Origin of the sequence: Candidatus Liberimonas magnetica, assembly GCA_020523885.1 — a bacterium.
Classification (GTDB): Bacteria; Elusimicrobiota; Endomicrobiia; order Endomicrobiales; family JAFGIL01; genus Liberimonas; species Liberimonas magnetica.
In genome coordinates, this window is sequence record JAJAPY010000019.1 from 39,683 (window position 1) to 64,744 (window position 25,062).

Annotated in this window: 21 protein-coding genes; 20 read left to right on the top strand and 1 reads right to left on the bottom strand. The window is 41.9% G+C overall.

Features of this window, described 5'->3' with window-relative positions; all coding sequences use genetic code 11:
• The first annotated feature begins 388 nt into the window (after positions 1–388).
• The 12 genes from LHV68_11770 to LHV68_11825 all read left to right on the top strand — a co-directional run bounded on the left by LHV68_11770 (position 389) and on the right by LHV68_11825 (position 15,571).
• The gene (locus LHV68_11770; protein MCB4792546.1) at positions 389–1,540 is read left to right on the top strand and encodes an SGNH/GDSL hydrolase family protein; all 1,152 of its coding nucleotides are present in this window, start codon (positions 389–391) and stop codon (positions 1,538–1,540) included.
• A gap of 106 nt (positions 1,541–1,646) precedes the next feature.
• Entirely contained in the window at positions 1,647–2,669 is a 1,023-nt protein-coding gene (locus LHV68_11775; protein MCB4792547.1) for a radical SAM protein, read from the top strand.
• Between the two features lie 165 nt (positions 2,670–2,834).
• A complete protein-coding gene (locus LHV68_11780; GenBank protein MCB4792548.1) occupies positions 2,835–3,011 on the top strand; it encodes a hypothetical protein in 177 nt (58 codons plus the stop codon).
• A gap of 161 nt (positions 3,012–3,172) precedes the next feature.
• Complete coding sequence (locus LHV68_11785) at positions 3,173–3,736, top strand: sigma-70 family RNA polymerase sigma factor (protein MCB4792549.1); 564 nt, start codon at positions 3,173–3,175, stop codon at positions 3,734–3,736.
• A complete protein-coding gene (locus LHV68_11790; protein ID MCB4792550.1) occupies positions 3,723–4,205 on the top strand; it encodes a zf-HC2 domain-containing protein in 483 nt (160 codons plus the stop codon). The genes LHV68_11785 and LHV68_11790 overlap by 14 nt, the downstream gene beginning before the upstream one ends.
• Positions 4,206–4,209: 4 nt before the next feature.
• The gene (locus LHV68_11795) at positions 4,210–4,710 is read left to right on the top strand and encodes a Spy/CpxP family protein refolding chaperone (GenBank protein ID MCB4792551.1); all 501 of its coding nucleotides are present in this window, start codon (positions 4,210–4,212) and stop codon (positions 4,708–4,710) included.
• The gene (locus LHV68_11800) at positions 4,700–5,980 is read left to right on the top strand and encodes a TolC family protein (GenBank protein MCB4792552.1); all 1,281 of its coding nucleotides are present in this window, start codon (positions 4,700–4,702) and stop codon (positions 5,978–5,980) included. Before LHV68_11795 ends, LHV68_11800 begins: the two co-directional genes overlap by 11 nt.
• A gap of 98 nt (positions 5,981–6,078) precedes the next feature.
• Positions 6,079–7,059, top strand: coding sequence for an efflux RND transporter periplasmic adaptor subunit (locus LHV68_11805; GenBank protein ID MCB4792553.1), 981 nt, complete (start codon positions 6,079–6,081; stop codon positions 7,057–7,059).
• Between the two features lie 175 nt (positions 7,060–7,234).
• Positions 7,235–9,226 carry an ABC transporter permease gene (locus LHV68_11810; protein ID MCB4792554.1) on the top strand — a complete coding sequence of 664 codons (1,992 nt, stop codon included), beginning with the start codon at positions 7,235–7,237 and terminating at the stop codon, positions 9,224–9,226.
• 190 nt (positions 9,227–9,416) lie between these two features.
• Positions 9,417–12,854 (top strand): carboxypeptidase regulatory-like domain-containing protein, encoded by a 3,438-nt coding sequence (locus tag LHV68_11815; protein MCB4792555.1) that lies wholly within the window; start codon positions 9,417–9,419, stop codon positions 12,852–12,854.
• A 144-nt stretch (positions 12,855–12,998) separates the two neighbouring features.
• Positions 12,999–13,616, top strand: coding sequence for a hypothetical protein (locus LHV68_11820; protein MCB4792556.1), 618 nt, complete (start codon positions 12,999–13,001; stop codon positions 13,614–13,616).
• Positions 13,617–13,618: 2 nt separating this feature from the next.
• Positions 13,619–15,571 (top strand): alkaline phosphatase family protein, encoded by a 1,953-nt coding sequence (locus tag LHV68_11825; protein ID MCB4792557.1) that lies wholly within the window; start codon positions 13,619–13,621, stop codon positions 15,569–15,571.
• A gap of 71 nt (positions 15,572–15,642) precedes the next feature.
• Here the strand turns inward: LHV68_11825 and LHV68_11830 are convergent, their stop codons facing one another.
• The gene (locus LHV68_11830; protein ID MCB4792558.1) at positions 15,643–17,004 is read right to left on the bottom strand and encodes a sulfatase-like hydrolase/transferase; all 1,362 of its coding nucleotides are present in this window, start codon (positions 17,002–17,004) and stop codon (positions 15,643–15,645) included.
• Positions 17,005–17,182: 178 nt separating this feature from the next.
• Between LHV68_11830 and LHV68_11835 the strand changes: the two genes are divergently transcribed.
• The 8 genes from LHV68_11835 to LHV68_11870 form a co-directional block, all read left to right on the top strand.
• Positions 17,183–17,854, top strand: coding sequence for a DUF2490 domain-containing protein (locus LHV68_11835; GenBank protein ID MCB4792559.1), 672 nt, complete (start codon positions 17,183–17,185; stop codon positions 17,852–17,854).
• Positions 17,855–17,860: 6 nt separating this feature from the next.
• Positions 17,861–18,607: an ABC transporter permease gene (locus LHV68_11840; GenBank protein ID MCB4792560.1), complete on the top strand. Its 747-nt coding sequence runs from the start codon at positions 17,861–17,863 to the stop codon at positions 18,605–18,607.
• Position 18,608: 1 nt separating this feature from the next.
• Positions 18,609–19,454, top strand: a complete 846-nt coding sequence (locus LHV68_11845) for an ABC transporter ATP-binding protein (protein MCB4792561.1) — start codon at positions 18,609–18,611, stop codon at positions 19,452–19,454.
• A 172-nt stretch (positions 19,455–19,626) separates the two neighbouring features.
• Entirely contained in the window at positions 19,627–20,667 is a 1,041-nt protein-coding gene (locus tag LHV68_11850) for an ABC transporter substrate-binding protein (GenBank protein MCB4792562.1), read from the top strand.
• Positions 20,668–20,673: 6 nt separating this feature from the next.
• Positions 20,674–22,053, top strand: a complete 1,380-nt coding sequence (locus tag LHV68_11855) for a B12-binding domain-containing radical SAM protein (GenBank protein ID MCB4792563.1) — start codon at positions 20,674–20,676, stop codon at positions 22,051–22,053.
• Entirely contained in the window at positions 22,037–22,807 is a 771-nt protein-coding gene (locus LHV68_11860; GenBank protein MCB4792564.1) for a methyltransferase domain-containing protein, read from the top strand. Before LHV68_11855 ends, LHV68_11860 begins: the two co-directional genes overlap by 17 nt.
• Before the next feature lie 124 nt (positions 22,808–22,931).
• Positions 22,932–24,314 (top strand): tetratricopeptide repeat protein, encoded by a 1,383-nt coding sequence (locus LHV68_11865; GenBank protein ID MCB4792565.1) that lies wholly within the window; start codon positions 22,932–22,934, stop codon positions 24,312–24,314.
• A gap of 131 nt (positions 24,315–24,445) precedes the next feature.
• Positions 24,446–25,062, top strand: a 617-nt coding sequence (locus tag LHV68_11870) for a tetratricopeptide repeat protein (protein ID MCB4792566.1), incomplete at its 3' end; no start/stop codon positions are given.

The following is a 25,062-nucleotide window of genomic DNA, read 5'->3' on the forward strand; positions in this document are numbered from 1 at the left end:
AAAGCCGGAAAACAAATATAAAAGGCTTAGTTAAAGAGGGGGGCAATTAGGTATTGGAGCTTCTTCTTTAATTTATGGTATCAAACAACATTTCCTTTCATATATGGATTATTTTATCTTGCCATCAGGCTTATCCGACGAGCATTGATTTTAATAAATCTTAGTAATATTTTTATTAAATTCGGTTTTTAAAAAATATCACAACTTTTTCAAATCTTTTGCACAATTTTGCAGTAAAAATAATAATTAATTCGAAGTCGGCCTTCCCCCCAAGGCCGGCTTCTTTTTTTCTACAAGCCCGATGCAAATCTATTTTATTGTCGTTTTATTTGCCGTATCTTATGTTTTTGACAACCACTAATTTAAAATATAAGATATAGTCAAATTTATGAAACAAAAACAATTAAAAGATGACCTTAAGTTTAAACATAAGATATCACTGTCGTTGTTTTTGATCTTAACACTTACCATCCCTTTTTATTTGATGGGGTGGCCTACTAAAATGGGCCCTTATAAACCGGACTGGGGTTACTTTTTAGGGCTTGTTTGTTTAAGTGCGTTATTGTTATATCTATTATACAGACTTAACGCGGAGATCCCGGATTATTTTAAGAAAATAGTATTTTTGAACATATTTTTATTATATTTTGGGATAGTTTTTTCTCTTTTGGCAGGTGAAGCGTATATAAGAGCCTTAAAGATAGCTGAATGCAGAGGAGGACAGGGCCCCTTACAGCCTGATTTCGGCCTGTCAAAATACAAGCTTAACTCCCTTGGTTTCCGCGGGCCGGAACATAATATAGCAAAAGAAAAAGGAAAATTAAGGGTCATCGCGCTTGGAGACTCGCAGGTGTTCGGGCAGGGAGTCGAATGGCAGGACACGTTTCTGGAACAGCTTAAGACCATATTAGATATAAATACCGGACAAACGTTTGAAACTATAAATTTCGGAAAATGCGGCTGGAACACGATAAATGAACAGGTATTTTTCATAAAACAGGGTGCATATTATAAACCCGACATTTTAATACTCCTATACACATTGAACGACCCTGAATTTGACGGATATTCCTACAAACCCTTTTTTAATAGCAGTTTTGAAGTTAAATATCTCTGGAGGTCGCACCTCTATTTCTTTCTTATAAAACTTTATAACCAGCTCAAATTCCCTTACGAGGATTATATAATAAACCTTTTTAAGGACGGATCCGAGACCGCCCAATACTGCGGACTTGCTTTAAAAAACATAGCTAGCACATGCAGGAATAACAACATTAGGCCGCTGCTTGTCATAACACCGCTTTTTAAGGATTTGAAAAACTATCCGTTTGTAGAAATCCATTCAAAAGTAAGAAAGTGGGGCGAAAACTGCGGTTTTTATGTGATAGACCTGCTGCCTGAGTTTGCCTCGCGTTCAAAAACAGGAAAAGAGTTCAGGGTAAGCCGCGAAGACTGGCATCCGAACAAGGAAGGCCACAGCATTATAGCAAAAGCAGTCGGAAATAAAATATTAGAAGATAGATTGTATTCAAAGCCCTGATTACAGTGATACTTCGACTGCATTAATCACTGCAATCAGTAGTTAATCTCCGTAATCAAGAAGAAGGGGGCAATGAGCTTTTCAGTGCCCCCTAAATGATAAAATCATGGTTTTTCACGCCAAAGAAATAATACTATCTCCTACATCCCAGTGCAACCTAAATTGCGCCCATTGTACGGTCAAACGCTACAAAAGCCCGTTAAACGTAAAAAAAACAATAACTTTTTTAAAATCGTGCGCAAATTATAGGATTAAAAAACTCACCTTTAGCGGAGGGGAACCTTTTTTAAAACCGCGATTTTTATTTATCGCTGTTAAAGAGGCTGTAAAAAACGGGATGCTTCCGGTGCGGATCATGACGAACGGCGTCTGGTTCAATGATGCAAAAGAGTTGAAAGGGGTTTTAAAAAAACTCTTTGCTGTCGGTTTTAGCGGCGAATTCTGTATTAGTGTTGACGCATTCCATCTTCAAGACCTGGAAAAATTAAAGTCGTTCATAAAAACAGCTTTAAAAATATTCAAAAGAGATGACATAGTTTCGATCGCCTATGTGTCAGGCTCAAGAGATGAAAAAACCAGACAAAAGCTTTTAGGGTTGGCAAGAATGCTGGGTGCGCGGCTCTATAATTTTTCAAAAGGGAATGCCTACATGAAAGGGAAGTCTTTATTTGTAAAACTTATCAAGATCGCCCTGTCAGTTGTTCCAGGGGCCAAACCTTTAAAAAACCCCTGGGACGGGAAGTGGTTTAAGGAAGATTATTGTAAAGGCCCGGGAAACGTTCTGTTCGTACATGCAAACGGAGATGTTGCCCCCTGCTGCGGCTATGCGAATGAAGAAAGACTATTAAAGATCGGAAATATCTATAAAAATTCATTAAAAGATGTCTTGAAACAGGCAAAAAACAATGCGTTTGTAAGCACTGTCTTTAGTAAAGGTTTAACGACTATCAGAAAAAAACTGATAAAAACAGGGTTTAAATTACCTGGCAAAACATCCGATCAATGTTATTTCTGCCGGTACCTGCAGAACAAACTACCGAAAGAAACTCTTGTCAAAGCTGATGTAAACGGCATAAAAACTACTAAAAAAAGCCGAATTTGCCTATTAAATGCAATATCCTCTGGCTGAGAATCACTGAATTCCAGCTAATTTTCTGATCACTTGACAAATTTATTGTAAAGATGTAATATACTATCTCAATTCTTTAAATAGATCAATTAATTAGGAAATTGAAAATACCACATATTTTCTAAACTAATGAAAGATTAAAATTATAAAAGGGAGGTGAACGATATGCAGAAACTAGTATTAGCGGCATTATTCTTAATTGGAATTTGCGCAGTAGGATGCAAGAAAGAAGAAGCTCCTATGGCTCCTACACAGATGGAACAAGCAGTACCAGCACCGGAAGCACCGGCAGCAACGGGTACTTCGGGCGCAACTGATGCAGCAGCACCAGAGACAAAATAAGATGACATATTAATAAGGATTAATATATCGGCCAGGGTAATTAGGTTACTCTGGCCGTTTTTTATTTTGCTATAATATATGTTGGAATCTATATACAGAATTATATTTCATTTAAGCAACTTTTTAAGGCTTGAATTTGTCTAACTTTGTGAAAGGGCAAAATGGAAATTCATGAAATTTCAAAAGACCTCTTGATAAAGGCATCAAAAGGGGATTTAGATGCTTTTGAAGAACTATATAAAGCTGCATCGGCCCTTGTATATAATGTTGCACTGAAGGTTACGGCAAATATAGAAGATGCACAGGAGGTTACCCAGGAAGTATTCTTAAAGTTGTTTAAAAACCTTAAAAGCTTTAAATTCCAGTCTTCATTTAAAACATGGGTTTATAGGATAACGGTCAATACGGCGTTGAATTATAAAATAAAGGCATCTAAACAAACAAGCCGGCATGTCCAATTAGAAGAAAATATGGACAATCAGGCAATATATGAAAATCAAGTAGAAAAAGGTATGGACCATAAAAGCAACGAAGAAACAGTAAATAACCTGTTGAACAGCCTTGGTCCGGAATACCGGGTCTGTATTGTTCTTCGTGAAATGCAGGGTTTAAGCTACCGGGAGATCGCCGAAACTCTTGACATTAATGTAAATACACTGCGCTCAAGGCTCAAAAGGGCAAGAGAGGCTTTACTAAAGAGAGGTATGGAAAATGCAGTGCGATAAAGTCAGAGATATCCTTATTACCGATTATATTGATTATGAGCTTGACCAGGATTCAAGAAAGGAGATAGAAGGCCATTTGATCCAGTGCCCTGAGTGCCTAGCGTTTAAGGACGAGCTGATCAATAACGTTAAAATGCCTTTTAAAGGTAAACTGGAGGCTGCCCCGCCTGGTTTTATTTGGGATAAGATCAGGACTGCAATAGAAAAAGACGGGTTAAATGCGGGAATTGTTAACATCGGGGAAATGCTGTCATTTTTCCGACCTCAATGGATTAATGTATCCGTGATCAGTTTAATGGTCTGCCTTACATTATTAGTCGGGAATTACTTTGCCCGGGATATCTGGAGCTCTGCCCAGCAAAAACGCTCACAGGCAAGCATAGAAGTTTCAGATAACCTTGGATTAGGGATATTTGGCGATATACCCGGAGAAGAAACAGAAAATGCCAGTAATATTATCGGAGGCTGATAGGATGAAAATAAAACTTTTAATGGTCTTATTGCTGCTTTCGCTTGGGTTTAATCTCGGGGTTTTCGTGACTTTCGGGCACCACTGCCTGCTAAAAAAATATTTTGAAAAAGGGCCCAAAGAAAGCTCCTGGCATAAGAATAAAATCAAGAAGATGCTTAATTTAAGCGAAGAACAAGCCTTGTACATGGAAAAAGACCGCAAAGCATTGCAGGACACGATAAACCCTCTAAAAGATGAGCTTAAAGCCAAAAGAGCGGAACTTTTTGCAATGCTTGATTCCGACAGCATCGATAATTCGAAAGTAGACAAGCTGATCGGGGAAATCTCGGTATTACAGATGAAGATAGAAAAAAATGTAGTAGACCATTCCTTAAATATCAGGAAACAACTCACTCCCGAACAGCAGAAAAAGTTCAAAGAATTTCTAAAAAAAGGTTTTGAAAAGATGTCTCGCGGCCCGGGATTCATGCACGAAGACAAGAAAGAACATCATGAAAATTAAAACGGCCTATAAAACTATTGCTGTTGTTATTTTTACGATACCACAGCTTTTTGCTCAATCTCCAGATGCCGGCTCTATTTTAAGCTGGCCGGACTGCGTCTCTTTAGCCTTGCGGAACAATCCGTTTTTGGCTTCCTCCAGGCATTCCCTTGAGGCAAGTAAATCCTCTTATTATGGAAGTTATAACAGCCTCATGCCCCAGGTGTCTTTGTCTCACAGCTATAGCGACTCAAGCTCAAGTCTGCCGGGCTCTGCTAACTGGCAGACCGCTGGTTCGGCCAGACTCAATATTTTCAATAAATCGCAAATTACAAGCATCAAGACTTCTCAGGCTTTTTTTTCTCAGTCAGAGATAAGCCTGCGGCAAGCCTCTTCTACATTGCGTCTTAATTTGCGCAGGGCGTTTTATCAACTGCTTTTTGCCCAGAAGAAAATAGAGGTATCGCAAATCATTATGAAGATGAGGCAGGATGAAGGCCAGCTGGTTTCTTTAAGATATGACTCCGGAACTGAATACAAAGGAAATATGCAAAGAGCCGAGGCGCAGCTCCTGCAGGCAAAAGCTGACCTTGCACAAGCTCTCAGGGATCTGCGGATAGCTCAAAGAGCCATTAACCAGCAATTAGGGTTGGATGATTTTACTGTCATAAAAGTAACAAGTACTTTAAATATACAAGAACCCGGCGACCTGCCTAAAGATGAGGTGTCCTTGCTTCGCAACCGGCCTGATATAGGCTTGCAGGGAATCGTTGTAAGGATCGCTGAACTTAACCTTAAACAGGCAAAGAGTTCCACATGGCCAAACCTTTCAGCCAGCTATTCTCTTTCAAGCCAGGGACAGGACGAATTTTCTACGGGTTTGGCTGGATCTGAATCGGCGTGGGGAGTTTCTTTAAGTTATCCTTTATTTGGTTCAGGCCCCACTGCAACCTATTATGCTATCGAAACAGCTAAGAATAATTTGAAAAAGGCAAAGCAGGACTTAAGAACTGCCGTGCAAGAAGCTATTTCGGATATAGAAACAACCTGGTCTGATTTTGCCGGAGCCGTTGACCAGGCAAAAGTGCAGGCGGCTCTCTTAGAAGCTGCAAGAACGAGAAATGATGAAGCAAATATAAGATATGACTCGGGCCTTATGACGTACGATAACTGGGAAATCATAACATCAGACCGCATAAATCAGGAACGCCAGGTGATCCAGGCACAATTGAACGCGTTGGTGGCCCAGGCAGCATGGGAAAATGCTTTGGGAAAACAATTAGAAGAATAAGATAAATATTAGCGTACAGCGTATAGCGTATAGGAAAGTCAAAATCTTTTACTATCCGCTAAACGCTGAACGCTATACGCTAATAATAGGAGTTATGGATGAAAAAATTAACAATTTTAATTATTATTTTGGCACTTGTGACAGGAAGCGGATGGTTTTTGTTCGGAAAGACGAAAAAGCATAAATCTTTCGGGTCACAGAGTGTAATAGTCACGGAGGGAACTATCAGCCAGACCGTAGAAGCTACGGGTTTCGTATCCCCGTTAAACAGGGTTGAAATAAGGCCTCCGATGTCCGGGCGTATCGAGAAACTTCTGGTCAACGAAGGCGACCGGGTTGTTGACGGGCAGATCCTTGCCTGGATGAGTTCAAGCGACCGGGCGGCTATCCTTGATGCGGCAAGGTCAAGAGGCCTTGAGGAGCTCAAACGCTGGGAAGACGACTATAAACCGACGCCGATAGTGGCTCCGCTTTCAGGTGTTATAATATTAAAAAATGTTGTAGTGGGACAAACCGTTGACCCTTCGGCTGTAGTCTATGCCATGTCGGATTTTTTGATAGTCCTTGCCCAGGTTGACGAGTCAGATATAGGCAACGTCTTTAAAGAAATGACCGCACGTATCACACTCGACGCTTATCCTAACCAGAGCATTGAAGGCAAGGTTTTTGATTTGCTCTATGAGGGCAAAAACGTTTCCAATGTCATTACCTATGGAGTTAAGGTAAAGATGAAGAAAGTTCCTTCTTTTTTCCGTTCTCAGATGACGGCAAATATCAGCTTTATCATTAAAAGCAAAGATAAAGCAGTCCTGGTTCCTGTGAGCGTTGTTAAAGATATGCCTAACGGGACAAAACAGGTAACTGTGCCGGGCCCCAACGGCAAACCCGTCGCCAAAGAAGTAACGACCGGTATAGAAAGCAACGACAAAATCGAGATCACGTCAGGGCTTGAACCCGGCGACAAAGTCCTTATCACAAGAGCACGGTATACGCCTCAGCAGGGAGTGCAATCCAGCCCGCTGGCTATAGGCGGCTCCAGGCCGGCAGGGTCAGGCGGACAGGGCCAAAGGTCAAGATAAAATTACCCAATTTCGAAAAGGCAAGTACGAAATCCGAAAAAAACTGCAAAAAGAAAATACTTAAATATTCAAAATTTAACTTAATTAAAGAAATAGATGTTTTTATTTTGCTGTTTTTGAGTATTTGATATTTTTTCGGATTTCGAAATTCGGATTTGAGGTTTGAATTAAATTTATGGCAATTATTGAACTTAAAAATATCACGAAGTCCTACTGGATAGATAACGAAGAACTAAAGATCCTAAAAGGTATCAGCTTAGAGGTCAAAGAGGGTGAATTTGTAGCTATAATGGGCCCTTCGGGTTCCGGCAAATCCACGCTGATGCAGATAATGGGGCTGTTGGACCGGCCGACTTCAGGGACTTTTCATTTGCTTGGTTTAAACGTATCCGAACTTTCTGATGATGAAGGAGCGGCTATCCGTTCAAAGACGATAGGGTTTATCTTCCAGATGTTTAACCTCCTCAGCCGTACTTCAGCTATTGATAATGTGATGCTTCCGATGATATATTCGGGCGCACATGACCGCCAAAGCCGGAGCCGTGAACTGCTAAATATGGTCGGGCTCTCGGACAGGATAGACCATAAACCTAACGAACTTTCAGGCGGCCAGCAGCAGAGGGTCGCGATAGCCCGCGCTCTTGTAAATAAACCGCGCATCATATTTGCCGATGAACCTACCGGGAACCTCGCCTCTGACCAGTCCGAAGAAATACTTCAAAAACTCAAAGACCTCAACAACAGCGGGATCACGATAATTATGGTGACGCATGAACCGGATATAGCGGCACATGCAAAAAGGATATTCCATCTAAAAGACGGGATCATAGTATCGGACGAACTCACCGCTAACGCTGGTAAATCCGGAAAGGATAATATAAAGGCCTCTTTAGAAAAGTCAAGTTTTGCCAGGCCTTCGGAAAAACCTTCTGAAACAAGCCTTGGCGTGAAACTTGCCCAATTTAAAGAGTACGGCGCCTCGGCTTTGCGCGCCATGGCTTCCAATAAGGTCAGGAGCGCCCTGTCGATGCTGGGTATACTCATCGGCGTAGCGGCTGTTATAGCGATGTTAGCTGTAGGCAAAGGCGCGCAAAAAGCTATAGAGGCAAGGCTAGCAAGCCTCGGGTCAAATCTCTTAATGATGCGGCCAGCGCACGGCCATTTCGGCGGGGTTGGAGCCGGCGGAGGGAGCGTGAGCCGGTTAAGGCTTGAAGACGTCAAGGCTATATCCGGCATACCCCATGTAAAACATGTTGAAGGCAATGTCCAAGGCAATGCACAGGTAGTTTACGGAGACAAAAATACAAATACGCGGGTGCTCGGTGCGCCGGCTGTGTATGAAAAAATGCATAACGCTGCTCCGTATTACGGGCGTTTTTTTACCGATGAGGAAAACCTGGAACTTACACGCGTTGCCTTGCTGGGACAAACGGTAGTTACCAACCTTTTTGGCAGGGAAAACCCTGTGGATGCAACTATAAAGGTAAACCATATCAATTTCAAGGTTATCGGGATTTTGCCTATGAAAGGTTCTACGGGTTTTAATGACCAGGACGACATGATCTTGATCCCGCTCAACACAGCTATGAAAAGAGTGCTCGGGATGGTTTATCTGCAAAGTATAAACACTGAATGCGACGGCCCGGACAGTATCCAGCAGGTCATGACGGATATGACGGCTCTCATGCGCAGGCGCCACCACCTGCCGGATTATAAAGATGATGATTTTGATATAAGGAACATGGCAGATATTCAGGCGGCTCTTTCGGGTACAACCCAGACGTTCACGCTTCTTTTGGGCATTGTTGCGGCTATATCGCTTCTTGTCGGAGGCATAGGGATAATGAACATCATGCTCGTATCAGTCAGCGAACGGACAAGGGAGATAGGACTCCGGAAAGCCGTCGGTGCGCCGCGGCGCGCCATATTGATACAATTTTTAATAGAATCAGCGGTCCTTTCCACCCTCGGCGGTATTATCGGCATTATTCTTGGGACATCGGTTTCTTTAATATTGTCAAAATTTGCCGGCTGGGCAGCTATTGTCACGCCTCAGGCGGTTATTCTGGCATTTACTTTTTCAGCGACAGTGGGTATTATATTCGGTTTCTGGCCTGCACGTAAAGCCTCTCTTTTGTCACCTATCGAAGCGCTCAGGTATGAATAAATAAACAATAATTTGCTATAATAAAGCAGACGACAGGCCACAGACTGCAGACAACAGACAAAAGACAATTTATAGTTTTTTTCTGTAGTCTGTGGTCTGTAGTCTCAAGTCGGTAGTCTGATCCATGTGCCTTTTTATTAAAAATATGCTTACAATTAAAAAATTGACAGTTATAAGTTTTTTTATATGCATGGCTTTGGTTAGCTCTGTTTACGGCGGTTATACCATTACGACTATAGCGGGGAATATATGGGGTTATTCGGGTTATTCAGGAGACGGGGGCAACGCGGCTTTGGCTCAACTCAATGCCCCCTGGGGTATCGGGGTCGATGCTTCAGGGAATGTTTACATAGCCGACACCTATAATAACCGGATAAGAAAAGTAACCCCTTCGGGCAAAATAACAACTATAGCTGGTACTGGGACAACCGGGTATTCGGGAGACGGAGGAAGTGCTCTTGATGCTCAGCTTAATGCTCCCTGGGGCATAGGGGTTGATGCTTCGGGAAATGTTTTTTTCGCATCTTTTTTTTATGACAGGATTAGAAAAATAACTGTTTCAGGCATAATATCGTCTTTTGCCGGTACCGGGACAGCAGGTTATGCCGGGGACGGGGCCGGAGCAGCTTCGGCACAGCTTAATGTTCCCTGCGGGGTAGCAGTTGACGTTTCAGGCAATGTCTATATCGCTGACAGCGGCAATCAGCGGATAAGAAAAATAGATACTTCAGGCATAATAACAACTATAGCCGGTACCGGGAGCGCAGGTTATTCTGGAGACGGGGGCAGCGCGACTTCAGCCCAGCTCAACGGCCCCCGCGGGGTAGCAGTTGACGTTTCAGGGAATGTCTACTTCACGGACTATGCCAATCAGCGAGTTAGAAAAATTAACACTTTCGGTATAATAACAACTATAGCCGGTACCGGGAGCGCAGGTTACTCAGGAGACGGAGGCAGGGCCGTTTTGGCCCAGCTTAATGCTCCTGAAGGAATAGGGGTTGACGCTTCAGCGAATGTCTATATAGCCGACTATGGCAACCACAGGATAAGGAAGGTGACCGCCGGAGGCATAATAATGACTATAGCCGGCACCGGGACTGCAGGTTATTCAGGAGACGGAGGCAACGCCGCTTTGGCCCAGCTTAACAGTCCCCGAGGGGTAGCGGTCGACGCCTCCGGCAACGTCTACGTGGCTGACAACGGCAATCACCGGATAAGAAAAGTTTTTATTAAGCAGACCGGGTTTGTTTCTGGTAAAGTGACCAAGCAAGACGGAGTAACTGCGGTTTCAGGAGCGCTTATAGAAGCTGTGAGATCCGGGGTTGTTAAATCAAGCGCAACAAGCAATGCGAGCGGTAACTACTCAATAAAAGTAGAAACCGGGACTTGCGATGTAAGGGCTTCATTATCAGTATTTCAGACGCAGACAAAAGATGGATACACTGTTGCCAACGGTTCGACAATAACAGTGAATTTTTCTCTTGTTCAGAAAGGGATTGTTTCCGGCAGGGTAACAAAGTCTGGCGGCGGGGCAGCGATCTCTGGGGCGCTTATAGAGCTCATACAGTCCAAGGCAACAAAGTCAACTTTTCTTACTGATAGAAGCGGCAATTATCTGATAAGAGTAGGAACAGGTACTTATGACATAAAAGCTTCTTTGATAGGTTATAAACCTCAGACGAAAACTGCTTATTATGTAAAGAATGGTTCAACAGTTACTATCAATCTATCCTTAACCGAAATCGCCTCGGCTCAAGCAGGGATGTTTTCCTACACCATTACAACCATAGCAGGGACCGGGGCAGCAGGTTATGCCGGGGACGGAGGCAGCGCCGTTTTTGCCCAGCTCAATGTTCCCTGCGGGATAGCGGTTGACGGTTTAGGAAATCTCTATATAGCTGATTACGGCAATCATCGAATAAGGAAAGTGAACGCTTTAGGCATAATAACGACCATAGCCGGGAATGGGACCGCAGGTTTTTCAGGTGACGGAGGCAGCGCGCTCCTGGCTCAACTTAACAGCCCCCGCGGAGTGGCGGTTGACGATTCAGGCAATGTCTATATAGCTGACTATGATAATCAGCGAATAAGGAAAGTAACCGTTTCAGGCATAATATCAACTATAGCCGGGAACGGGACAGCGGGTTTTTCAGGAGACGGAGAAAGCGCCATTTTAGCTAAATTTAACGGCCCCCGCGGAGTCGCGGTTGATGTTTCAGGCAATGTTTATGTAGCTGATTACGGAAATAACCGGATAAGGAAGATAAACAGTTCAGGCATAATAACAACAATAACAGGAATCGGGACTACGGGCTATGCAGGCGACGGAGGCAGCGCCGCTTCAGCCCAGCTAAACGGCCCCCGCGGGGTAGCGGTTGATGCTGCAGGTAATGTCTATATTGCTGACAACGATAATCACGGGATAAGGAAAGTAAGCATCCTGGGCATAATAACAACTATAGCTGGGACAGGAGTTTCAGGTTATGCAGGAGACGGAGAAAGTGCCAATTTAGCCCAGATCGATTCTCCTTACGGAGTAGCGGTCGATGTTTTAGGCAATGTCTATATCGCTGACCTAATCAATAATGTAATAAGGAAAGTAAGCACTTTAGGCATAATAACGACTATAGCAGGGACCGGGACCTGGGGTTATTCGGGAGACGGTGGCCCTGCCACCGCGGCCCAGCTTGATTCCCCTTTTGGGGTAGCTGTTGATGCTTCAGGCAATATTTATATCGCTGACAACGGCAATCATCGAATAAGGAAAGTGAACGCTTCAGGCATAATAACAACTATATCCGGAACCGGGACCGCGGGTTTTTCAGGAGACGGGGGCAGTGCCACCTCAGCTCAACTTGCAAGCCCCCGTGGTGTGGCGGTTGATATTTCAGGCAATGTCTATATAGCTGACTCAGGTAATCAGCGAATAAGGAAAATAAATGCTTCAGGCATAATAACAACTATAGCCGGGACCGGGACCGCAGATTATTCAAGGGACGGAGTAATCGCTATTTTGGCCCAGCTTAATAGCCCTAGCGGAGCAGCGGTTGATGCTTCAGGTAATGTCTATATAGCTGACTACGGCAATCATAGAATAAGGAAAGTAAATACTTCAGGCATAATATCAACTATAGCCGGGACCGGGACCGCAGGTTATGCTGGAGACGGAGGCAGCGCAGTTTTCGCTAAACTTAACGGCCCTAGCGGAGTGACGGTTGATTCTTCAGGGAATCTTTATATCGCTGACAACGGTAACCATAGAATAAGGAAAGTAAACACTTCAGGCATAATATCAACTATAGCCGGGACCGGGGCCGCAGGATATTCAGGAGACGGAGGCAGTGCGGTTTTGGCTCGGCTTAGAAACCCTTGCGGGATAGCGGTTGATATTTCAGGAAATGTTTATATCTCTGACGACCTGAGCTGCCGAATAAGGAAAATAACCGCTTCAGGCATAATATTAACTATAGCCGGCACCGGGGCCGCGGGTTATGCTGGAGACGGAGGCAGCGCCGCTTTAGCCCGATTCGGTGCTCCTTTTGGGATAGCGGTCGATGCTTCAGGCAATGTCTATATCGCCGACTATGATAATCATCGAATAAGGAAAGCCTCTTTACGCAAACAGTAGCTCTTTTCCGGTAAAGTGAAACCTATCGCCGGGCATGTTTTCCGCTAAAAAACATTAAGATATTATATTGTTAGATCACTATCAGCAAATGATCCATGAGGGATGATCAACGTGTCCGTGACGAGGCCAAGTTGTGGTAAACCTATGAAAGAAAAATACCGGGTAATACCGTTAGTATATATTATTATTTTATTGTTTGTCCTATCGGCATTTTATCTGGCCTATCTTTGGTATAATAATACGCAAAATGTATGGAAAAAGATAGGATTAGAAATAGCCGGACAGAATAATGTACGGGTAATCGAAATATCCGAGAGAAAGCTTAAAGATTTTGGAGTGCTCGATTTTTTCGGGAGTTTTGACGGCAGGTATATAAAGATCTCCCAACGTCAAAATATGAACAAAGCAGAAAGCGGGAATTATATTGTTGACGAGGGCATTAGGATCAGATCATTGTTCCTAAAAAAAGTATTGCCTTATCCCGGCTCGATCTCGTTCTCTACGGAATCAGATGCCAGGCTTCTTCCTGTTGAGGGCATTTTTGCGGTGGAGAATAAGCCTGTTAAATATTATTTGCTCTATGCAGAAGAAGGGTTCAGGCCTTGCGTCTATGATGTTAATAAAATAAAATACAGGCTGCTGAGCTTCTTCCTTAATAACGAAAAAAAAAGGTGTGTTTATAAGATCGAGTATTATTTCCCGAACAGCGGTGATAAAATTGACGATGAGATATCTATCTTAAGTAAAATAAGATACAAATAAAAATGAAAAAAAATATCCTGTATTTGCTCTTTTTGGCCGTTGCCGTAACTTCATTGAGCGTGTTTTTATCCCGGGAACATAAACGGACCCCTTCCTTGCTATGGTTTATCCCTGACGGTATAAGAGGAGACTGGCTGTTTGAACTGGCACGGGAAGGGTACCTCCCTAATATCAAAAAAATGATGGATAACGGCACCTCGGCGTACTCTATCCCGGCTTTCCCTTCACACACACCTACGAATTATGCTACTCTGCGGACCGGATGTTATCCCGAAGTCCACGGAGTATCGGATGGGGCTATCAGGCCGGCGGGCGCTTACTTAACAAAACCGGTACCCGGGTTTTCGTCCTTAGCATCCCGTACCCCTGCCCTGTGGGATATTCTTGAAAAGAACAACAAGCATGTGATAGTTTTTTCTATACCAGGGTCCACTCCGCCGGAATTAAAAAATGGAATTACGATCAGGGGCAGGTGGTCAGGCTGGGGTGTTGAGACTCCTCCGGTATTATTTACAACGGACAAGGTTAATTTGAACGTTATATCTATCGCCGGTTTCAATTTAACCAAGGATATAGAATTTACTAAACCGGCAGGCTGGGAGAAAGTGCCTCAAAATTATGATACGGCCCCGAAGGAAATAAAGCTGTCCGCTCACGGCGCAGATCTTTACGGGTATATTTATGACAGCATAGATGATAAATCGGCAAAATATGACAGCATTGTTTTTGCTGTAGATAAAAAAACGCCGCTGGTAGTTCTTAGGCCGGGGCAATGGAGCCAATGGCTGCCTCTAGAATTAAAACAGGAAAAAGCAGATATAAAAACTTTTGTAAAGATAAAAATAATCAGGTTGTCAGGCGACGGGAAAGACCTGAGGATACGTTTCTATTTCAATTCTTTAAACAGGCTGCTGGTGGAACCGCAATACGTCTACGATGAGCTTATGTCCAGCACCGCCGGCCCGGCGGTAGATTTTGTGGACGATTGGCCCCACCAGCTGACTGAAGACGGAGACTATGAAACGTTTAAAGAAGAATCGAACATGTCTTTGGACTGGCATAAAAAAGCTGTCTCGTTCTTATTCAAAAAATATAAGGGTTATTGCATGATCCACTGTATTTATACTCCGAACCAATTCATGGAAGCCCCGTTTTGGATGGGGCATGTAGACCCTACGAACAAACGTGTTTTTGACCCCCGGGATAAAGAAAAATATTGGAATGATATCATTAACTTATACCAACAAATGGATGCAATAGTCGGGGAATATCTAAAGAACGCAGGGCAGGACACGATAATTGCCTTCAGTTCCGATCACGGCATCGCACCTCTGCACAGAATGGTGAGATTAAACGGTCTTTTTGCAAAAAAAGGATGGCTGCACTGTACCCGGGACAATAAAACGGGAAAGACCGTAATAGATTGGGAAAGATCGAAAGTAATATATTTAAAAATGGCTTATATTTATATTAATCCTGAAGGTTTTGGTAAAAACGGGTTTTGGAAAAGATCACACGGGGATAAATACGAGGCATTAAGGGATGAAGTCATAAAATCTCTTTATTCGCTCCAGGACACCGATGGCGGTAAACCTCTTAATTTTGCCAAAAAATGGGAAGAAGCGGATTTTCTGAAGCTTCCGAAAGACAGGATAGGAGATATCATCATTTCAGCGCGGCCGCCCTATGCGTGGACAGAAGATATCGGAGAGGATCAAAATATTTTTGTTGATTCGAAAGACACCGGGTATAAACAAACGGTTGACCCTCAGGATAAAAACATTGTCACCCCGTTCATTATTGCAGGGCCGGGCATTAGAAAGGGTTTTAAAATGGACCAGATACACCATGTTGACCAGGTGCCGACCTTTCTTCGTCTTATGGGAATAAAAATACCGGAATACATACAGGGCAGGGTGCTGTCGGAGATGATCGTTAATGAGCCAAAAAAATAGCCCGGGTATCAGGCCGGCTAAAGCTAAGGCTTCCGGCAAGTTTTGTTACCGGTTGCTAAAAAGAACCGTAATTACTGCTGCTCAACATTCTGCACCGGCAGGTTTTTTGACAAGTTATCACAGGCATCCATCCACGTGAACAGCTTTTTTATCAGTTCACGCGCGACATCGTAATGCTCAGCTGTGATATCGGTAGTTTCTAAAGGGTCTTTGGCCATATCGAATAGTTTCAGCTTAAGTGTTTTTGTATCATAAATAAGTTTGTATTGTTTTGTTCTTACTGCAAATATGTTATTTCCTAAGTGCTGTTTCAAATACACTTCGTCTTTAAATTGATCCCTGCCTTTAATAAGAGGCATTAAACTTTTGCCTTGCAGGTTTTGAGGGATGTCTAATCCGCAGCAGCCCAAAACAGTCGGCATGATATCAATAATCTCTACCAGAGCATCACGCTTTGTTCCGGCAAACTTATTTTTCGGGAATTTTATCAATAACGGGATCCGTGAACATTCGTCGTATACTTGATTGTGTATGAACTCGCCGTGCTCCCCGAACTCCTCGCCATGATCAGAAACCAACACTATTAATGAATTATCGTACAGGTTATGTTCCTTGAGCAAAGAAAATAACTCGCCGATATAATGATCGGTACAGGCGATCCCTGAATCATAGAGGTCGATCAAATACTCTATCTCTTCTTTAGGAGGTTTACTTTTCGCTTCGTATGAGTAATACAAAAGATAGTCTGTCGCCGGTTTATCTTTGTATAACCCGGAATATTTTTCTCTCAAGTCTTTAGGCACAAAGGTATTCATGTATTCAAACGGCGAATAATAGGGCAATATGTTCCCGTCATAGGTATAATCCGAATGGATGTCATAATAATGAAAGAACAAAAAAAGGTTCTGTTCTGGATTATCTAATATTTTCAACAGCTGTGATGCGTCGCTGTTGACCTTATCTGCATACACCAGGTTATTTTCCTTAATTCTTTTAAAAAAATCAAATCCGGCAGAAAAGCCAAACTCGCTGTCCAGGTGCCAGCAGGAAATTACCGCGGCTGTGTAATACCCTTTGCTTTTTAATTCATTCGTAATGTGAAGGGGGGCCTTGCGGGCCTTCAGGTCAAAATCCTTGTCATCTTCATAGCCGTGAGTCCTGGTGTAGAGCGAAGTAAAAAGAGACTTATGGCTGCTCAAGGTGTTCGGCGAAGGTGCAAAAGCATTTTTGAACATAACTGCATCACGGGCAAATTTGTCGATATTTGGCGTTATATTTTTCTTATACCCAAAGCAACCTACATGATCCATCCGCAGCGTATCTAGTGATATAATTATTACATCAGGAGGGTTTTTACCGGATTTTGCAAGAAGAAAAAGAGGATTTGCGAAAAATAAAACAATAAACAATATAAATATATTAAATATATCCATTATATTTATGATTATAATATATTATATATCTTAAATCAATGAAAGCTCCGAGGCACACTCTATATGCTTGACTTATACCACACAGGTTGATACAATAATAATCGATGGCTAAACTTCAAATCTTAGAGATAAGTTCAGATATGAAAAATCCAGTAAAATTTATTTAAAGGAGCAAGGAATGAAATTCATTAAGTTTCCTAAAAAATTGATTTTAACATCATTTTTTGCTGGATTATTCTATTGTTTTTTAACTGCTAATGCATACTGCAGCGACTGGCAGTACTGGCAGGGAGAAACGGTCAATAAAAAAATAAATGATACGCTCAACCTTGGTATTTCTTATGAGAGCAGGTACCAGAACAGCGGCAAAGAATATTTCACGGAACTTATTACGATAAATCCTATGTTTAAGCTTTCCAAGAACTTCAGCACCGGGCCTATCTATTATTACATCCCTACAAAACAGAAGGATGGAAGTTTTAAAGATGAAAACCGGAGCGGCCTGTTGACCAGTTATAAATGGGCGGTAGGAAATCTCAAGTTAGAATACAGGTTGCTATACGAATACCGGGACCTGCCTCAAGGCTCGGAAAACAGGGTAAGGCACAGATTTCAGGTTATTCCAGATATCAACTTATCAAAAAACTTTGTTTCTCCATACTTTTCATATGAAATGTTTTACTCCTTTACATCGAATGATTTTATGCAGACCAGAGCCTGCCTGGGAGATACCGTCACGGTCTACCAAGATCTTAAGCTCAGTATACAATATTTAGTAAGGCAGGATAAAGTAAAAAACAACTGGTGCGACATCAATACTTTTGGGACCTATCTTAAATATTCTTTCTAAAGACCCATGAAGATTAACCTGAAAGGAACAATTCTAATTCTCGTTCTTTTGCTGTTATGGCAAGCCGGCGTCCAATCCGGCTTGTTGAATCATTTTATAATTGCCTCCCCGGTTGAAGTCCTCAGGTCTATTTACCGGATGCTTGAAACCGGAGCACTTATTCAGGATATCTGTGCCAGTCTAAAAAGAGTCTTCGTTGGGTTTATTATCTCCATAATAATCGGTGTGCCTCTGGGCCTGTTTTTGGGAAGAAGCAGGGAACTTAAACCTTATTTCCTCCCGGTCCTTGAGGTCTTAAGGCCTATCCCTCCTATCGCCTGGATCCCTCTTGCTATACTCTGGTTCGGCCTGAGAGATACTTCAAGTTACTTTATTACTATGATAGCTTCGTTTTTCCCGATATTTTTAAACTCCTTTGCAGGGGCGGAGAACGTAGAACCGGTACATATAAACGCCGCTCTGAGCCTGGGAGCGAATAAACAAGGTATCTTAAAAAAGATATTGCTCCCGTCCGCTCTTCCATTTATATTCACCGGCATCAGGGTCGGGCTTGGAGTAGCCTGGATGAGCGTGATCGCTGCAGAAATGATCGCGGCCCGCTCAGGCCTAGGGTATATGATCCAGCTCAACAGAATGATGCTTGAAACCCAAAATGTTATCGCAGGAATGATATTCATCGGCCTTTTGGGTTTTTTGATGAATTACCTGCTTTTAAAATTCCAAAAAAAACTAATTCCCTGGAAACAATTATAAAATGGACAAACTTCCTGCGATATTAAGTGTTGATAGTGTCTCTAAGACCTTTGAATTTAAAAGAGAAAACCTGTCCATGGAAGTATTAAGGGGGGTATCATTCTCTTTAGACAAAGGAGAATTCCTAAGCATCATAGGCCCGAACGGATGCGGTAAAACAACACTTTTATATATAATCGCAGGGTTCCTGTTGCCGGATAAAGGCCGGATAATTTGCTCGGGGGAAACAGTTACAGCGCCAAGTATAAACCGTACTGTTGTTTTCCAGGAGTACGGGCTTTTCCCGTGGTTTACTGTTGAAGGCAACATTAAGTTCGGCTTAAGGTCAAAAAAACTACCCGAAAAAATCTGTAATGAAATAGCAGGGCATTATATAGAACTCCTTCACCTTAGAGGTTTTGAAAAGAAATACCCCCATCAACTTTCCGGCGGTATGAAGCAGAGGGTCAGCTTTGCCCGGGCTCTGGCCCCTGACCCTGATATTGTTCTCATGGATGAACCTTTTGCTGCCTTAGACAGCCTGACCAGGGAAACTCTTCAGGAAGAAGTCCTGGATATACGCAGAAAGACGGATAAGACCTTCATTCTTATTACACACGATATAGATGAGGCGATCTGCCTGGGAGATAATGTCCTTGTAATGACTTCAAGGCCCGGAAAAGTCAAAGAGGTGGTGCAAGTAAAAATACCCGGAGCGACGGTATCAGAAGCAAAAAAAAGCAGGGAATTCCTGGAAATAAAATACTGCATTTCATCCTCGGTAAGGGAAGAGATAAAAAAGACAATAGCTTTTCAGGGAAAAAGATTAAGCAAAGTGATGGGGAATATAAACCTGGAAAAGGATTAATAAAGGTATGGGAAATCTGCTCAAGAACAAAAATAAAACGTCAAATTTACCCATCAGTTTTATCGTCCCTCCTTCAGTCCAGGTGACTACACCCGGCAGAGAAACCCTTTTAAAAAGCCCGTTTGAAGGGATTACTTCCGGAAAAAGACAAAGACAAAATTAAGGGGAACAAATGAAAAAGAATTTATTTTTAATTACCGCTTCGGTTTTCTTGCTGACAGCTTCTTATGCAGGGCAGAAAACTACGATCAGGATCGGTTATCCTTCTGTCGGCACTTTGATAAACGGCCAGGTTGGGTTAGTCTTAGAAAAAACCGATATTTTAGATAATAACGGTTTAAACGGTGAAGTCACAGCTTTCCAGTACGGCCCTCAGCTGCAGGAAGCCCTGCTTTCCGGCAAGGTGGATGTTATTTTCACAAGTGAAACAAACGTTGTTAAGGTCCTGGCTAAAGGGTACCCCGGTGCCTGTATAGCTTCTCTTGGCAGCGGCGGCAGGCTCGGGCTTCTGGTTTCATCAGCGTCTAAAGCCGGTTCTATTCTAGACCTTAGAGGTAAAACCGCAACAACGGTGTTCGGTTCTTCGGTCCATACCCCCATAATCCGCTGGGCAAAAGAAGCGGGCCTGTCTCCGGGCAGGGATATAAATATCATAAACATGGACGGAGGGGAATCAAGGCTGGCATTAATGAGAGGCGATATCGATGCACTTATGACCTGGGACCCGTACATCGAAGACATGCTCCGCAAAGGCCAGGCAAAATTATTAAAACAAGCGCCCATGTATTTAGCGGTAGTTATTTCAAAAGAATTCATGAAAAAAAATCCTGAAGCAGTAATAGATTTTTTAGTCAGTATCAAAGAAGCGGCGTACTATATGATCTTGAATAAAAAGGAAGTGAACAAGTGGTACGGGGATTTATGCCGGATAGACCCAGGCTTGATAGATGAGGCATCAAAGACCAATAAAATATACGGGGATGCTAAAACTTTTAAAGATATTGATATATCCGTTAGTAACGAACTGGCTCAAGTTATGTCTCAAACAAGTGCTTTTCTTTTCGAAGAAAAGTTGATAAGTGCGAAACTTGACAGCTCATCTATTGTTGATACAGAAATCGTAAAAAAAGCAGATAAAAAAACTCTAAAACAAAAATATGACCCTAAAGAAGTAAAAGTAAAAGATTCAAAAAATAAACCTTTTTCAAAATAAAATAAAATGGATAGATACGAAGAATTAATGGCAGAGCAGTCGATACGTCCTTTGCACGCTAAACCAGGACTTCCTTCAATAGGAATAGTTGTCCCGCCAAGCCCTTTTATAGTGCCTCAAGGCTGGCAGTTTTACTTAAGGCAGCCGTTTGAAGGAGTTTCTTATATCGCCACCGTATTAAAGAATGCGGGTTACAGGGTAAGGATAATTGACGTGCGGCAGTCAAAAAACAGTTTAGATGAAGCTATGCTGCAATCAAAAGGCCTGGACATATTGGGTATATCGACCTTTGAAGATAGTTTCCCTTTTATACAAGACCTATGTAAAAAAGTAAAAGAAAGAGCCCCGAAAACATATATCGTGCTCGGCGGGTCTCTGGTAACTTCTGTCCCGGAGGTCGTGATGGCAAATACAGAAGCTGATATCGCTGTAATAGGAGAAGGTGAATTAACTATCCTTGAACTCCTTGAAAAATATTCTTCCGGCAAGCTGGATAGTTTATCTGAAATAAACGGGACCGCATATAAGGACAGCTTTAAGAAAACCGTCATAAATGCTTCAAGAAAACAGATAGAGGATCTGGACCATCTGCCTTTAATAGATTTCTTCCTGTGGCCGCAAACCCGGAAAGACGCACACCTAAAGGAAGTCCTTATTTCTCACAGCCGCGGTTGTTCCAATAATTGCGCTTTCTGCTACAGGCCCATCCCGCATTTACGCGAGAAATCCGTTGAGAAATTCAGCAGAGAAGTAAAAGAATTAAAACTTAGGCATAATTTTAATTTCATTTATTTTGTGGATTTGACCTTTGCTGTTAAAAAAGAAAGGAACCTTGAGATCTGCGAAGTTCTGAAGGCTAATAACGTTAAATGGTCGTGCATGACAAGGGTTCAGAACCTCGATCCTGAAACATTAAGAGCAATGAAAACTGCCGGATGCGAGATAATACTCTATGGGTTTGAATCCATAGACCAACTGATACTTGACAGTATTCACAAGAAGATCACGGTCGCAGAAATTCGTGATGCAATAAAAATGACGAATGATGCAGGGATCGAGATCGGCGGGCTGTTTATCATAGGTTTCCCAGGAGAAACAACGGAGTCGCTTGATAAAACAGTAGATTTTTTGAAAGAAACAGGTTCAGTCGCCAGGGTAAAATATTTGTCTGCGATACCCGGCACGGAGATATACAGGACCGCTGTACAGAAAGGCCTGATAAAAGATGAGCTCGCACACCTTTACTGGCTGAGCAGGGAACGGGGCCATGAGGATGACGAGTTCATAAATTTTACCGAGATGCCCGATAACATGCTAAGAGAGGCTTATAAAAAGATCAAAAATATGTACATCAAAGGCCTGGCAAAATATGAGGACACTTATTAAAAACAACAAAATAGCCGTCAAGGTAAAAAAACAATTTTATGCCAGGGCTTTGAAATTTGAAGATTCCGCCAGGTGGGTCAAAGACAAGAAGCTGCTGAACCTGCACAAAGAGCTCATACCCTTTAATTCATCATCAAGGGTCCTGGACTTGTGCTGCGGCACCGGCCTTGTCGGAAAAGAATTTGCAGGAAAAGCTTTTGCTGTTACCGGGATTGATATAAGCGGCAAAATGCTGGAAAAAGCTTCAAAAAGGCTTGATGTATGCGTAAACGCCAATGCCGAAGCTATTCCGTTTAGTGATAATTATTTTAATTTTATCGTATGCAGACAGGCGTTGCATTTTTTAAACCTGAAAAAAGCCTTTAAAGAAATGTACAGGACATGTAAAGACGGCGGCAAAATCCTGGTCAGCCAGATAGTCCCGTACGGGAGGCATGACAAAGCCTGGCTGTTTAAAATCCACAAGTTAAAACAGCCTTTATTAAAAAATTATTTGGATGAAGAAGATATTAAGCGGCATCTTAGGTCTGCAGGTTTTACTAAACTTGAAAAACACTATTATTATCTTGAAGAAAACATTGATGACTGGCTAAGATATGAGCCCGAACTTTCAAAACAAAAAATATCTAAAATAAAAAACTTATTTCGTTTTGCTCCGAAAACTTATAAAATCATTCATGGAACCAAATTATCGAATAACAGCATTGTTGATAAAATGAAATGGGTTATAATAACTGGAAAGAAACCTTGCTAAATTTGATGAAAAGATTTTAGCTTCTAAAGTCAGAGTGGTTTCTAATCTGCTCAACTTTATCAGATTTTGCATAGTCATAAAGACAATATAACCATATTGATAAAGTTTAGCATTAGAGAGTGTTATGAAAAAACATCTGTTATCAGCTTTATTTTTTTGTCATTACTTGACATTTTTAAGTTCCGGACTTGTCTTTTCAGAACCGGTGGATGGTAATGCAGTAAAAGTAAATCCTGAAACAGAATATATCAAAAAAGGTAATGCTTTACATGGTCAGTACAGGTTTAATGAAGCCGAACAGATGTACAAAAAGGCATTGGAAATAAACCCTAAAAATGATGGGGTATATGTTAGATTAGGCAGAGTTTACCAGGGTATAGGTCAAGATAAAAAGATGTATGAAAAAGCTAAAGAGATGCATAAAAAGGCATTGGAAATAAACCCTGATAATGATGGAGCATACAGAAGCTTAGCTGATATTTATCAACATCTGGGCAAGGCAAAAGAAGCCGAAGAGATGTACAAAAAGGCGTTAGAGATAAACCCGAAGAATAGTGATGCCTATACAGGTTTAGGCTGCTTTAACCTGGATCTTGGCAGGATAAAAGAAGCTGAAGAGATGTGCAAGAAAGCCTTGGAGATAAACCCAAATAATGCACGTGCATATATGAGTTTGGGCAATGTTTACTGGGAGCTTGGCAATACGAAAGAAGCCGAAGTGATGTATAAAAAGATGTTGGAGACAAACCCGAACAGTGAATGGTCATACAATACCTTAGGAAAGATTTATAACTCTCAGGGTAAGATGAAAGAAGCCGAAGAGATGTGCAAGAAAGCCTTGGAGATAAATCCGAAGAGTGAAAACATATGCAAAACTTTAATCAATATTTACTGGTCTCAGGGCAAAGCGAAAGAAGCCGAAGAGATGTGCAAAAAGGCATTGGAAATAAATCCTAAGAATGATGAGGTATATGTTAGATTAGGCAGAGTTTACCAGGGTATAGGTCAAGATAAAAAGATGTATGAAAAAGCTAAAGAGATGCATAAAAAGGCATTGGAAATAAACCCTAACAATGAAAGTGCATATAAAAATCTGGGTAATATTTACCGCTCTCAAGGCAAGGCAAAAGAAGCCGAAGAGATGTACAAGAAGGCATTGAAGATAGATCCTAAGAATGAAGATGCCTGCGTTGGTTTAAGCAATATTTACCGCTGTCAGGGTAAGATGAAAGAAGCCGAAGAGATGTGCAAGAAAGCCTTGGAGATAAACCCGGACAGTGAATGGTCATACAATACTTTAGGAAATATTTATCACTCTCAGAGTAAGATGAAAGAAGCCGAAGAGATGCACAAAAAGGTCTTGGAGATAAACCCTGAGAATGAAAGCGCATACAGGGATTTAGGCGATGTTTACCAGGCGTTGGGCAAGGCAAAAGAAGCCGAAGAGATGTACAAGAAAGCTGATTATTATGGTTCGAGCAGGAATAGCAAAAAGAGGATAAAATGATATAAAAAAGATGTGCATTGCATGACACAAGTATATAACGTTAAGGAAAAATAAAATACACAACTTTTATTTATAGATAAAGATTAACCAACCACATTAATTTAATACGGCTTTTGTTTTTAGAGACTATAATGAAAAGATATCTACTGCCAACCCTATTTTCTTGTTTTTGTATGATATTTTTATATTCCGGACTAGTCTTTTGTGAACTAACAGTCGAAGTCGACGGAAAAGCAGATGTTGAAATGGAGTATATCCAAAAAGGCAATGATCTATACCTTCAGGGCAAATATAAAGAAGCTGAAGAAATGTATAAGAGAGCATTGGAAATAAACCCTAAAAATGACAAGACATTCGTTAACTTAGGCCATGTTTACCAGGAGTTAGGCCAGGACAAAAAGATGTATAGAAAAGCTGAAGAGATGCAAAATGAAGCATTAGAGATTAATCCGAAGAATGATGATGCATACAGTACCTTAGGTAGTATTTACCAGGCGTTGGGCAAGGCAAAAGAAGCCGATGAGATGTGCAGAAAAGCATTAGAAATAAACCCGAAGAATACAAGGGCATTATATATTTTAGGTAATGCTTTCCTGGCTCAGGGCAAGTCGAAAGAAGCTGAAGAGATGTACAGGAAAGCATTAGAAATAAACCCGAAGAATGAAAACGCATGTAAAGGTTTAGTCAATATTTACTGGTCTGGAGGCAGGAAGAAAGAAGCCGAAGAAATGTGCAAAAAAGTATTGGA